Source organism: Paenibacillus sp. RC21 (assembly GCF_044907935.1).
In the GTDB taxonomy this organism is placed as follows: Bacteria; Bacillota; Bacilli; order Paenibacillales; family Paenibacillaceae; genus Paenibacillus; species Paenibacillus terrae_A.
The window spans coordinates 765710-778768 of record NZ_JBIYCS010000002.1 but is presented as its reverse complement, the minus strand read 5'-3'; the positions used below and the strand labels follow the sequence as shown (position 1 = coordinate 778768).

General features: G+C 42.9%; 12 protein-coding genes and 2 pseudogenes. 6 read left to right on the top strand and 8 right to left on the bottom strand.

Annotation, left to right across the window (positions count from 1 at the left end; translation table 11 throughout):
* Positions 1-8 precede the first annotated feature (8 nt).
* Entirely contained in the window at positions 9-518 is a 510-nt protein-coding gene (locus tag ABIA61_RS08830; protein ID WP_283652596.1) for a discoidin domain-containing protein, read from the bottom strand.
* Positions 519-944: 426 nt separating this feature from the next.
* A pseudogene (locus ABIA61_RS08825) lies at positions 945-1076 on the bottom strand (sigma factor-like helix-turn-helix DNA-binding protein); the annotation flags it as partial.
* Between the two features lie 284 nt (positions 1077-1360).
* Between ABIA61_RS08825 and ABIA61_RS08820 the strand changes: the two are divergent.
* Positions 1361-1990, top strand: coding sequence for a TetR/AcrR family transcriptional regulator (locus ABIA61_RS08820; RefSeq protein ID WP_283652595.1), 630 nt, complete (start codon positions 1361-1363; stop codon positions 1988-1990).
* Positions 1987-2961, top strand: coding sequence for an alpha/beta hydrolase (locus ABIA61_RS08815; RefSeq protein ID WP_404580575.1), 975 nt, complete (start codon positions 1987-1989; stop codon positions 2959-2961). Before ABIA61_RS08820 ends, ABIA61_RS08815 begins: the two co-directional genes overlap by 4 nt.
* A gap of 163 nt (positions 2962-3124) precedes the next feature.
* Here the strand turns inward: ABIA61_RS08815 and sigK are convergent, their stop codons facing one another.
* Positions 3125-3826: an RNA polymerase sporulation sigma factor SigK gene (sigK, locus tag ABIA61_RS08810; RefSeq protein ID WP_014282571.1), complete on the bottom strand. Its 702-nt coding sequence runs from the start codon at positions 3824-3826 to the stop codon at positions 3125-3127.
* A gap of 466 nt (positions 3827-4292) precedes the next feature.
* Here sigK and ABIA61_RS08805 point away from each other — a divergent pair, with 466 nt between their 5' ends.
* A complete protein-coding gene (locus ABIA61_RS08805) occupies positions 4293-4763 on the top strand; it encodes a 2-thiouracil desulfurase family protein (RefSeq protein WP_404580573.1) in 471 nt (156 codons plus the stop codon).
* 384 nt (positions 4764-5147) lie between these two features.
* Here the strand turns inward: ABIA61_RS08805 and ABIA61_RS08800 are convergent, their stop codons facing one another.
* The 3 genes from ABIA61_RS08800 to ABIA61_RS08790 form a co-directional block, all read right to left on the bottom strand.
* Positions 5148-5483 (bottom strand): antibiotic biosynthesis monooxygenase, encoded by a 336-nt coding sequence (locus ABIA61_RS08800; RefSeq protein ID WP_404521488.1) that lies wholly within the window; start codon positions 5481-5483, stop codon positions 5148-5150.
* A gap of 54 nt (positions 5484-5537) precedes the next feature.
* Positions 5538-6119: a TetR/AcrR family transcriptional regulator gene (locus ABIA61_RS08795; RefSeq protein ID WP_283652592.1), complete on the bottom strand. Its 582-nt coding sequence runs from the start codon at positions 6117-6119 to the stop codon at positions 5538-5540.
* A gap of 92 nt (positions 6120-6211) precedes the next feature.
* Positions 6212-7222 carry a fumarylacetoacetate hydrolase family protein gene (locus tag ABIA61_RS08790; RefSeq protein WP_404580572.1) on the bottom strand — a complete coding sequence of 337 codons (1011 nt, stop codon included), beginning with the start codon at positions 7220-7222 and terminating at the stop codon, positions 6212-6214.
* A 161-nt stretch (positions 7223-7383) separates the two neighbouring features.
* Between ABIA61_RS08790 and ABIA61_RS08785 the strand changes: the two genes are divergently transcribed.
* Positions 7384-8406: an MBL fold metallo-hydrolase gene (locus ABIA61_RS08785; RefSeq protein WP_283652590.1), complete on the top strand. Its 1023-nt coding sequence runs from the start codon at positions 7384-7386 to the stop codon at positions 8404-8406.
* Between the two features lie 168 nt (positions 8407-8574).
* Here ABIA61_RS08785 and ABIA61_RS08780 read toward each other — a convergent pair.
* Both ABIA61_RS08780 and ABIA61_RS08775 read right to left on the bottom strand, forming a co-directional pair.
* Positions 8575-8867 (bottom strand): annotated as a pseudogene (locus tag ABIA61_RS08780) (transposase); the annotation flags it as partial.
* A gap of 1011 nt (positions 8868-9878) precedes the next feature.
* Positions 9879-10628 (bottom strand): YdcF family protein, encoded by a 750-nt coding sequence (locus tag ABIA61_RS08775; protein ID WP_283652589.1) that lies wholly within the window; start codon positions 10626-10628, stop codon positions 9879-9881.
* Positions 10629-10817: 189 nt separating this feature from the next.
* Here ABIA61_RS08775 and ABIA61_RS08770 point away from each other — a divergent pair, with 189 nt between their 5' ends.
* Both ABIA61_RS08770 and ABIA61_RS08765 read left to right on the top strand, forming a co-directional pair.
* On the top strand, positions 10818-11705 hold the full coding sequence (locus ABIA61_RS08770) for a DMT family transporter (protein ID WP_283652588.1): 888 nt from the start codon (positions 10818-10820) through the stop codon (positions 11703-11705).
* A 341-nt stretch (positions 11706-12046) separates the two neighbouring features.
* Positions 12047-13042 carry an ABC transporter permease gene (locus ABIA61_RS08765; protein WP_044645144.1) on the top strand — a complete coding sequence of 332 codons (996 nt, stop codon included), beginning with the start codon at positions 12047-12049 and terminating at the stop codon, positions 13040-13042.
* Positions 13043-13059 lie beyond the last annotated feature (17 nt).

Here is a 13059-nt window from a genome sequence, read left to right as displayed (position 1 = left end):
ATTGATTTTTATTCCGCAATAGCGGGATTTAAATTGGAATTTCTGTAGGCTGGAACGCCATTGATTGAAGCGGTTCTTAACTGAATATATCGTACACCATAATAGGTTGTTGTATTATTCAGGCCAGATGAAAGTACAGTTATTTTATAATATTGAAAAGGAATCTCATTGCTAAATTGATAAGTCGTTTTTGCAGTAGTTGGCACTGCTTCTACTGCACCTAATCTAAACCAGTTTTCTCCGTCGTTAGAACCATGAAGAGAAAACGTTAGGATAAAAGCTTTAAAGGTTGGCTGAGCCAAGAGGATATCATTAATCGTTTTGCCTTCATCTAATTTGAATACAATTTCTCCACCTCTACCGCTCAAGCTGCTTTCCCAAGAAAGATTATTATCAATTAAAATATTTTTTGGAAAAGTATTTTTGGTATCACCATTAGTTGAAACATTTTCTTCTGCTATAACGACAGGATCAATTGAAAAAGAATAATCGTTTGGATTCTGACTAAATTTTGTCATGTTGGATTTCCTCCATTAGTTAAATTATTTAATATTGTTGAAATTATAATTTATATTTATATGAACCTATCAATAAATATATTACCTAATATTAAAATACATATTGCGACTGCCAGAAAAAACACACCAATACTCATCAACAGGTAGAGATTGTCGTCTACATAGCTTCAAATGGACGGAAGTAAACCCGGGTTAGATATAGCACTGGATTGCCTCAATTCGCAAATGAGCGCAAGGCTGTATATACAGTTATTGCTAGAATGCTGTTGATGACGACACATACAGTATAAGCAACCCCCGCGTATTCCTAACATTAAGATGGAACAACTGTTCAAATGTTTTTATGATAGAGTTTAAGCGATATAATTACGAAAAAGGCCCCTATTGGGACCCTAAAGCAGTTCATATATTTGCGCTTAACATGTTTTACCCCTTCTGCTTGTAAAATTCATGGTACAGCTTCATTAATGCACGCTTCTCAATGCGGGACACATACGAACGCGAAATCCCCAGCTCTCTGGCAATTTCCCGCTGTGTACGTTCTTCACCTCCGGCGGCCTTGATCAATCCGATGGTACCGATGGATATGAGGTCCTCCAAATCTTCATGGTTTATCAAATTTAAGGAAGGCGGAACGTGTACTCATCCAAAATAACCTGATAAAAATAAGCCGGAGGCGCATGTTGGGCAGCACTCCGGCTTATTTTTATATGTTGAGGTTCATCCTGCTCGTAAGTAAGATAAATTCACTCTTGCTATAAGTCGTAATTTAAGATACATTATTAATTAAATAAATGATCATTTAATTAATTAAAGTTTAGCTTAAAGAAAGGGGAATACATTTGGCAAGACCCATCAATGAAGAAAAAAGACTGGAGCGGCGTAAACGTATCCTTGAAGAAGCTGTTGTCCTGTTCGCAGAAAGTGGATATTCTAATACCACAACGGCTATCATTGCGCAGAGTGTGGGAGTGACTCCTGGAACCATTTTTCAATATTTCCCTAGCAAAGAAGCTTTATACTACGCCGCTGTCCTTGAGCCGCTTGCTGATATTCAGGCGAAATCGCTTGCTTGTCTACAACAAGAGGGGACGCCGGGCGTATTGATTAAGAACATGGTGGCAGAACAATTCAACCACATCTACTTATATACAAATGAATTGCGGCTTGTTCAATCTGTCTTAGGACAACGAATAAGATTCCCTGAACTTACACAGAAAGTCCTTGAAAGTACAAAGGTAATGACAGATGCGATCGAATGCGTCTATGCCAAGGGACAGTTAATGGGAGAATTCAACAAAAGCTTTTCTCCAGCAATGATCTCTCGTGCCTATATCTCTTTCTTTAATGGAGTGGGCTTAACTCTTGGAGAAAGTATTATTCATCATCCCGAGTGGGAAAATCTGAAGGGGCATGCCTTGTATTTGTTCGCACCCATACAACCTAAAGATAAACTGGAGGAGTCTGAATGAGTCAAACATCATTACAACCTGATCTGACATTTAACGTTCGTGTGAAAAAACGAAAGAAAATTTTATGGAGCCTAGGGATCGTGCTTTTGCTTGTGATGGCTCTTGTATTTTTTATATCTTATAAAGTAGTAGACACCTTGTTGCACCATCCTAGAGACACTAACGTCAGCTACGAATTGAATATCGATAAAACTCCCTACGAAGAGGTCGAGTTCAAGAGTTTGAAAAATGATAATACGATTAGAGGTTCCTTCTTCCCTGCAAGTGGTCTTTCTGGTAAAGCAAATAATAAGACGATTATTGTCGTCCATGGATATACGAGCAATCGTTTAGTCAAAGGGCGGACCCAAAAGTTAGTAGAGCATTTCGTTCCGAAAGGCTACAATGTATTGGCATTTGACCTCAGCTCGCAAGGTAAATCCGATGGTAATTTGATTACACTGGGTCTCAATGAAAAATACGACTTGCTGGGAGCTGTAGACTATTTAAAATCCAGAAACCATACGGGTGATAACATTGGAGTGATCGGCTTTTCAATGGGTGCTGCTACTTCTTTGCTAGCCGCAAGTGAAAGTGATGACATCAAAGCTGTAATTGCGGATAGTCCTTTTCGTAATGCTGGTCTATTTCTGAGAGAGGGTTTGCCCTTCTTTTCAGGTTTACCTGCGTTTCCATTCAGTTATACATCGACATGGATGGCAAATTGGGCCTTTAAGGTTGATCTTGATTCCATATCTCCTATGGATGCGGTAAAAAAGATGCAAGACAAGCCAGTTATGCTCATTCATGGTACTGGAGATCAGCAAATTAGTTATAAAAATACAGAAATTATTTACGAGTCCTTAAAAGATAACCCAAAAGCAGAAGTATGGTACCCGCAAAATACGGAGCACATCGATGCCATCAACCATTACCCCTCTGAATATTTCAAAAGAGTAGATCGCTTTCTGGATGAGTATGTAGGAAAATAAATTCAATCCAAGAGAGCAACTAGCGGAGGAGCTTGTCCTGACGAAGTAAAATATCCAATAATACAAGCATTTTTAGCCTGTAGTGTAGAAAACCACTACAGGCTTTTATTTGCGTTTTAAAAGAAAATACATAGCAAAATTGTTATTATTGAAGCGGAACCCATTACCCCTTCTGTTTGTAAAATTCATGGTACAGCTTCATTAACGCTCGCTTCTCAATGCGGGATACATACGAACGCGAAATACCCAGTTCTCTGGCAATTTCCCGTTGTGTACGTTCTTCCCCCCCGGCTTCCAGGCCAAATCGACCAATAACCACTTCTTTTTCACGCTCATCCAAAATATCCAGGTTACGATAGATTTTACTCTTCTCTATTTTGAGCTGTACCTTATCCACAATATCGTCCGCCTCGGTGCCGAGGATATCAATTAAAGTAATTTCGTTACCTTCCTTGTCGGTCCCTATAGGATCATGGAGAGATACGTCTTTACGTGTTTTTTTCAATGAGCGAAGATGCATTAAAATTTCGTTTTCAATACAACGGGCCGCAAACGTTGCCAGCTTAGTGCCTTTCCCGGTCTGAAAGCTTTCAATGGCCTTGATCAGACCGATGGTGCCGATGGATATCAGGTCCTCCAAATCTTCACCGGTGTTATCAAACTTTTTCACAATATGAGCCACTAATCGGAGGTTGTGTTCAATTAGTGTGTTGCGGGATTGCGCGTTGCCTTCGGCAAACAGCTTCAGGTGTCGGGCTTCCTCTTTCTCAGTCAATGGCTGCGGAAAGGCGTTGTTTTTCACGTAAGAGACGAGTAGCGTCAATTCCTTGATGAACAGAGCGATAGCGCTAAATAGTCCGGGCACGGTTGACACCTCCTGAGGTAGTTGCGAACTTACCGGTTTATGGTACCTTACCGGGCTTGTGATCTGTTTATTGTATGTGGGCAGGTGCCCATCCGTGCCTGTACTCCGAAAACTGCTCCGCAACAATTTATGGGGATAGAAAGTAAGATTTTCACACACCTCCACATTTCAAATCGTATTCTATAGACAAATAACAGAATATGGAGGTGTGCAATGATAAGAGGGCTTATTGTTTTTTTTGCTGGCTGCCATTTTATCCGTACAAAGTGTTTATGCAGAACCTGTAGTGAACACACAGAGGGCAGCAGCTTCGCTTTTTTCATTTTTAATGTCATACGGTAGAAGAAGCACCCTGATTGATATGGAAGAAGGAAGTTTTATTTTTCGTACGATGACTCTATGAGAAAATTTGATTATACTTAAATGACTTAAGTTGTGAAAAGCAACGGACATGAGGTGGAAGCAGATGATTTTGGTAAGTTCTTGTTTGGCAGGGATGAAGGTGCGGTATAACGGGACGGATAGCTTGGACGTACATATTCAGAAGTTGGTAGAGGAAAAGAAGGCTATGACCATCTGTCCTGAACTGTTGGGGGGCTTTATGACGCCGAGACCGCCTGCTGAAATTGTGGACGGGACGGGGGAGGATGTACTGAACGGTAAAGCCAAGGTGGTTGAGTCCTCGGGCAACGATGTCAGTGAGATGTACGTTAAAGGTGCATACGAAGCTTTGAACATAGCTAAGGAGATTAACGCTACACTTATTGTTTTAAAAGAAAACAGTCCATCCTGCGGATCAGCCGCCATTTATAACGGGTCATTTGAAAACCGGAAAATAGCGGGGAATGGCGTGACCTCGGCTTTGCTGAAAAAGGAAGGCTTCAAGGTGATATCGGAGGAACAAATATCGGAAATTTTCCTGCATGAGGATATGTAGTGGATTCGGAGACATGAAAGTAGGATAAAATACAGATTTTGAACTCTCACAGTACTCATGAAAGAAAGACTCATGGTGTCAGGAGAAAATAAAGTATTAGACTGGCTCCAACAAAAAAGACAGCGGCAGCCTTAGACCAGAAAATATAGTCTTAGACTACCGCTGTTTTATTAAACTAGCGTGTCCCGTTAGTTCAATAACATCCACAGAATTATAGCATGGTAAGAACTAATTAACGTATCACAATAATGGCTGCAATAGAAAGAGTGGGTATGGGAGACTACAAAATATAGTTTACAGACTCTGTTTCAGTCCTTTCTTTAAAACGAGAAAGAGCAACCTGTTTTTTAGACAAGTCACTCTTTAAATTATTAATTAATCTATCTATTTGTTTGTTAAATTAGTTCTCCACTCATTCGTTGGTGTAAGATAACTAATTATTCTTTCATCGATTAAATCCACAAGTTTATTCTCATATGTTTTTCTATAAGGTTTAGGAAGTTCTTCTTTTAGCCAACTTTCCTTTGTTCCTTTCCAGATTTCAAAAAGAGTAACCTCATTTGAATTATCAATATCATCTGAAAGAACGGCACTTACAAAAGCTGGTTCATGTTCCATCACTCTCATATTAGCAGATAATAGTTCTTTGAATTCTTCCTTTTTTTCACTTTTAATTTTAAATCTTATATAGAGTATTACGTTTTCTTTATTATTACTCATAAATATCCTCCAACTTAATAAGTTTAAACTTATCATTAAATAAATCAACAAAGCTTATGACTGAGACAAAATTCCTTTAACAAACAATGAGACACTGTGCTTGTAGAACTCTTCCTCGGTGACGAGTTGGGACTGATATTGCCGGTGAATCAGCTCGCTCATCTGAAATCCGTAGCACATCGAGAGAAAAGACATGGCGGCAAGACGCTCATCCTGTCTGGCTATAACTTTTTTCTTCTGCAGGCGTTCAAAATATTCAACCAGCAAGGAGTGCAGCTTCACCGGCGGATCGGCCAGCACTCTGTCCAATTCGGGTAGCATTCCTTTGTCGCGGATGCCAATCAAAATGATGTCCGCATTTTTATGGAAAAACAAACGGTACTGCTGACTTACATTCAGCAGATCGACTTCCGGATTATCGGTCGCGCCCTCTTTTAACAGCTTCTCAAATTGCGGGATATCCGAATGTCTTTCAATGATGGCTTCCAATATGCCTTGCTTGCTTCCAAATTGCCGGAAAATCGTAGATTCATTGACTTTAGCTTCCGTTGCAATGGCTTTGGTGCTTACTCCCCGATAGCCCTTCTTTTTGATGAGCCGTGTCGCGGCTTCAATGATTCTGTCTGATGTTTGCATTGTATTTCTCCTTTTGCATATGTTAAACCTATTCTACTACAAGTTTTGCATATGCAGCAGGGTCGGGGTTCATCATTTTCATAAACGTTTATTTAAGGCAAATCGCTTCTTTTTTCCCAGCGGCTTGGTTCCGTAATCTTGACATGATCAGGCACCAATTGCGTGAGCGTGCCTAATTTATCAAATGTAATCTGGATTCGGTCAGAGGGTAACAGCCATTGTTCGGTCTCGATTGCGCAGCAATCCGGTATCGTCCCCATTCCTATAATCGTGCCCGGGAGCGGCGTGAAAACTTTGAGAACCTCCTCCATCACTTTTGCAGGGTGTGCAGAATACTCGGATGTGCTTCCCTTCCAGTGCAGTCTCTCCCCGATGCGTACATCCACATCCAGTACCAGCGGGTTGTCGATTTCATCCGGCGTAACCAGAAATGGTCCTATTCCTTTGCTGCGATCAAAATCTTTGCAGCGCGTCGGTCCGATCAGCGCCTGGAAATCCGGCCACTGCACATCGCGGACAGTACTGTCGTTAAAAATAACATAACCTGCAATGCAGTTCCCCTTCCCTGTAACAAAGGCCAGCTCCGGCTCGATATCCAGGTAGGAAGAGTACGAAGGCCAATGAATCGTATCCCCATCGCCAATTAATGCATTATGGTTACACTTGTAATAACTGAAAGTTACTTTATTCGGATCTTTCTGGAATTTTTCAGCAATTTTTCGTTTAAGCTCTTCTCTTTCCGGCCCTGTATATTCTCTTTGCAACAGATTTACGCCAGCATTTCTCAGATGTCTTGGCGTCAGCCCGAAATCGATAAGCGCAGCCGGATTCGGAACCGGCGGCAGCAGTTTTACCGCTGCAATCGGGCAGATTTCATTTTCATTGAATTGATGCGACTGTTCAACAGCATATTGCATCAATTCCTTAGCGGCATCATAACTTGCCGGCAAATAATGAAGATAGCTGTCTATACTTTCAAGACTGTCAATGAATGTTCCCTGCTTTTTCATGATTGCGGCAAAAGACACGACAAATTTCTCGTTAATTACAAGCCCAAACAAAGGTTCCTGGGATGTCTTGGCTTGAAAGGTTACTAGCTTCATGTTGCAGCTCCTCCATCCATGTAGTGTGATGTTGTTCTGTTACTATCATATAGCATAGAACAAATGCATGCAAGTACTTGCTTGCATTTGTTCTATGCTATATGATAAAGACATAGTCAGTATGCCTTACCCCAAAAACATATACGCAAAGGAGAATTTTTATGAAGTATGGACGTATTATCCAAAAACCTCGCGTTAAATTTTTTGAAGTCGCAGATGGCGTCTTTGCCGGTATTTCGCCGTATCGCGGGATCAGTTGGGCCAATGCCGGGTTCATCAACAAGGGTGAAGGGCTGGTGTATGACACATTCTTCGATTTGTTCCATGCACGGGAAATGCGGAAGGCTTTTATGGAAGTAAGCAACGGCGGCTCTCCCGCATATGTGGTGAACTCGCACTATAACAGCGACCATGCCTGGGGAAACAAAGTGTTTGAAGATGCTTGCATTATTATGCACAAGGAAGCGTCCAGAGAGCGTCTCACCGAAAATATCGCCTGGATGGACAGCGTCATTAGAAGAGGAAAGGAGTCTCCGGAATCGACTTCGGGCGAGCGGTTTTTTGCAGCGGAATTTGAAGGATTCGACCTGGAAGGCGTAGAATGGGTGCTCCCGAATATTGAGATAAAGGACGATATCAACATCCGTCTTGGCGATACGGAAGTTATGATTTACAACGTAGCTCCGGCCCACTCTGACAGTGACTTGCTGCTGTGGATGCCAAAAGAAAAAGTGCTGTTCGCCGGCGATGTCGTGTTTAACGGTTGTACGGCATACAGCGAAGAGGGAACCCTCAATTGGGTTAAAGTGCTTGATCGCATTATTGATGAAATTAAACCCGAAATCGTTGTTCCAGGACATGGCGCCATCTGCGGCCTGGACTTCGTGAAGGAGCAGAGAGACTACCTCCTGAATCTGATCAGCGAGTTCAACAAGCATTACAATGACGAAATTGATTCCTTGTCCCTGACCAAGCAAATTGATATTTCCCGCTTTCTTCATTGGATTCAGCCAGAACGCTTGTATGTTACAGTGGATATCCTATTGAAAAGCAAACGAGGGTTACCACCCCTTCCAATTTGGAACGAGGTGCCTGCTAAGCTGGAAGACATGAAAGCTTTTTTGACCGGAAAATATGGCAATCAGATCAAGCCATGGGACCCTATGAGTGTTTGGCAAAAATAGTGCATGCAAGCCGTTATTAAGTGATCGTTGTCAGGGAATGCGGATGAACGATGTGGAAGAAGAGCAAGTACGTATCAGATCATGAGGGCTCAGAGAGTCGATGGTTGCTGTGAACCGATCCTCACCTGATACCGAATGGGCTTCTGAGTCGCTTCGCTGAACAATGAGCTTCTTCACCACGAGTGGCTCAAACTCGACGAGGCGGTCGCGTGGCACGGAGATCTCTTGTTCGCCGTACTCGCTGACCACAGTTTTCTGCTTTTGCCATTCCGGCTGTTTGATGTCTCCTTGGCCTTCACATCGTGCTTCTCATAGCCCAGATGCGTTTCCATTTCCGCCTCCAGCATCTCCTGGATCGTCTCGGCAAACAGGTTCTTCAGCGCATTTTGCGCATCTTGCGCCGTAACCAAATTATTCTCCTTAATGAAGGCCGGCAGTTGCTGTTTCGCCCAAAGTCCCATTTCTTTTGTGGAACAATCATAAAAAAGTTCCGCTGTTCGCATCAGTTTCCAGATGTTAATAGTTTTGAGTGGTTTTGTTTTCTTCAAGTAGCTTCGAATTGCTACCCAATCTGTTCTTTGCAGGGGTCATACTACTTCACAGCCTCTCAAAAAATGAAAAGCCGAGCAATTTGAAGCTAGCGTACGAAAAATAAAAAACGGCCCTGTCGCAAACGATGCGAACAGCGGCCGTTTTTTGAATTGTTCCACGGAATTAAAATCGGCGCTTAGAACCGATTATGAAGAAAAATGGAGATGGACTTATGACTTACTAGTAGAACTCTTCTAAATCGATATAACCAAAATTTGATGTTAAGTGTATTTCTCTTCTTTAAAGGGATTCCAAGACTTTTGGCGGTAGCCACCATCACTAAACTGCCCGTTAGTTTAATAAAAAGAGCAGATTGTAACGCCTGCTCAACAATGCGTGATATTCAACTACCGTGTCCCGTTAGCTCAAATATATCTTGCTTAGAGAGACTCGATTCCCCATTCTTTATATAAGTCGTTAAGCTCATGTGATGTCTTTGTAACAAAACTCTTAACCACATCTTCTTTTAAATAAATTGGGGTAATCTGGGGTTCATTGTCCTTATTGCGTAGCCACTGTAGTTTTATATCTCGGTATTGGCTTACTTCAATTTGAGTTAACAATGGTTCAATACTATAAGCATTTCCTACATAGTGCTTGTTGAGAACGGCTTCAGCCCATTCTTTTCTCCTAATTAAACTTACCTCACACTTAGCTAAGTGTGAAATCCTGCGAATTCATGAGCCTGAGTGAGAAAACTAAATCATATTGAGGGAGCTTAATGAGGCCACGACAGTCTAATACTTTATTTTCTCAGTCTACAATTTTATTTTCTTTGGATTCATGGTAAAATCAAGCGCTTGGTAGCATACAGGTTTATACCTGCGAGCTGCCAAGGCGCTTGTTTGTGATGTGTGCCTATACGCTAGATATACGTCACATTATTTAAGCTTCAAAGCAAGAATCCCCAGATACTCCTTAAGGGCTGTTCCAGTAGTAGCCATGGCTCCAGCAGACGGGGAGAGCTTGGCGGCATATAGTGACAGATGTTCACTTGCCAGATAGTCCGTCGGATAAGGCACAGCCTGCATGCCTGCACGCTGAAATTCCAGCGCCGCACGTGGCAAATGGAAGGCAGAGGTCACCAAAATGGGTTTGGTGAGCTGATGCTGCTTTAAAATTTGGGAGGTATAGAGGGCATTTTGCTGCGTGTTCAGGGAACGGTTTTCGATCAGAATATCCTTTGTGGGAATACCGAGCCCCAGAAGCTGTCTTTGGGCAATATTCGCTTCGTTGCCACTGTCGCCAAATACCTGTCCACCGGAAAACAGAATAGGTAAGCCCGTTGCTTCGTGCAACCGTGCCGCAGTGAGCAGCCGATTGGCGGCTGAACCCAGCAGATTACCTTGTCCGTTGATGTCGGGTGTTCCCTCTGTGGCTCCGCCGCCAAGCACAACGATGACATCGCCTTGAACGGTACGAGGCTGTGGATACTGCTTTTCCAGACTGCTGATTAGCAAATCTCCGGCCAAATTGGTAGAGGAACCATACAGCAGCAGTGTGACAACGAGTAGAATGACAGCAGGTTTACGCGCACGCTTCCACAGCCAGATCACAAGCCCTGCCATCACGAGGATAAACAAACCGGGAGGCAGCACGAAGCTGTATAAAAATTTGATGATATAAATCAAGTGCAGACATCCTCCTATCCTTTAATCTCTATTTTTCTTTTTGGTTTGGTATATTGTAACATAGGCAAATGACTGGATTCCTCTGTTTGGAGTTGTGCTTTCCAATGCATATTTTTTGTTTGATAAAGTTGTCCTATAGGCGTAAAATATAAGGTCCAGTCATTTTTTTCATAGAGGAGCGAAAGCAGCATGGGAGAGTTAACGACAGCCAAGCGGATCATGATGATCGCGCTGTTGGTTGTATTGTGGGGCATATCTTGGCCCATTTATAAAGTAGCGTTGCAGTTTACGCCTCCACTTTTGTTTGCAGGGTTGCGCACGTTGCTGGGAGGTCTGCTGTTAGGAGCGATTTTACTGCCGAGATGGAAACGTATCCGTTGGAAAGAGAACTGGCGGGTCTATGCTATTTCGAGTGTTTTTAACGTGGTACTGTTTTATGGTCTGCAAACGGTAGGGCTGATGTACGTACCGTCTGGCCTGTTTTCTGTGCTGGTGTATCTCCAGCCTGTATTGGTCGGCATTTTTGCATGGATGTGGCTGGGTGAAGCGATGTCCGGGCTTAAGGTGACTGGATTGGTCATCGGATTTTTGGGTGTCGCGGCTGTAAGTGTCGGAGGATTTTCGGGACATGTGGCTGTGGCAGGTGTAGTTATCGCTATTATTACAGCCGTGAGCTGGGCATTGGGTACCGTCTATGTGAAAAAGGTAAACCAGCGCGTGGATTCGCTGTGGCTGGTCGCATTTCAATGCACATTGGGAGGCATCGTGTTGACGGGAGCCGGAACAGTGACGGAAAGCTGGTCAGACATCGTATGGAATGTTCCTTATGTGTCGGGGCTGTTGTTCGGTATCGTGTTGGGCATTTCGCTGTCTTGGTTGCTGTATTTCACACTGGTTAACTCGGGGGATGCGAGCAAAGTCGCGTCTTATACGTTTTTGGTGCCTGTTATCTCGGTGTTTGTCAGCTCCTTGCTGCTGCACGAAACGATTACAGCTTTTCTGCTGATCGGTCTGGTATTAATCGGGCTTAGCATTTATTTGGTGAATCGCAGAGCGAGAGTAAGTCAGCAAGTTTGATCCCGCTTCAAAATGTCAAACGGTTCAGGGAAGATGGCATCAAGTTTATCGGTCAGAACAAAAATGACGGTGAACTGCGTTTCGAGTTACATGATAGTGAAGGGCAACCTCAAACGTTTAATTATGCTTTATAAGTGGGTTTTGGGCGTCTATCAGGCGCCTTATATCACACAATACTTCACAAATATCCGAATTGTTCACTCTTTAGGACACTCCTTTGTTCATGAAGTACGCAAGGCTTCACTTTTCATTTTGAATGCGCTTACATAAAATAGGGTCATACGACGGCGGTACTGCAAAACATGCTGTTGGTAACGTATACAGAGGGGGAGTGACTCACATTGAATCAGCCTGTGCCTAAGAGTTCTGCTATGCTCACGACAGATTCCCGCCTGAACGGGAGGAGGCTGGCGAGCGGCAGGAAAAATGGATTTTTCCATGAACTGATCCGTAATCGGATATTATTTTTAATGCTGCTGCCGACCTTGATCTTTTTCTTCATTAACTCTTACATTCCTATGGTGGGTATCTATTATGCATTTACCCAGTTTGACTTCAATACCAGCTTGTTCGATGCCAAGTTTGTCGGACTTCAGAATTTTCAATTTCTATGGCAATCCGGCACGCTGACGAAATTGACATTGAATACGGTCGGATACAACGCAGCATTTATTTTATTTGGCAACGTGTTAGCGATTGTTCTCGCGATTTTGCTGAATGAGCTGCGGGGGCGTTACTTTAAAAAGATCGCTCAATCTGTGATGTTCCTGCCTTATTTTGTTTCTTTCGTTATTCTAAGCGTTATCGTGTATAACATATTTAATTATGATAACGGCTTTCTGAATACGCTGCTGCTGCAAATCGGCGGTGAACGTGTGGATGTATACAACAAACCGTGGGTATGGATTTTCCTGATTATCCTGTTCTACCTGTGGAAAAATCTCGGCTACAGTATGGTGATTTATTTGGCGGCCATTACAGGCATTAGCGACGAGTACTATGAGGCGGCGAAAATGGACGGGGCCAACATTTTTCAACGGATCTGGTACATTACCGTGCCTATGCTCAAATCGACGTTCGTCGTGCTGCTGCTGTTCGCGCTCGGCAGTATTATGAAGGGACAGTTCGATCTCTTCTATCAATTAATCGGCAACAATGGGGTGCTGTACAATACGACGGATATTTTGGACACGTATGTGTACCGTTCACTGAAAGTAACCTTTGATGTCGGTATGGCTTCGGCGGCAGGCGTGTACCAGTCCTTGTTCGGCTTTATACTGATCATGACTGTGAACTATATTATCCGCAAGCTGAACGACGAATATGCCTTGTTCTAGAAAGGAGGACCCAAACG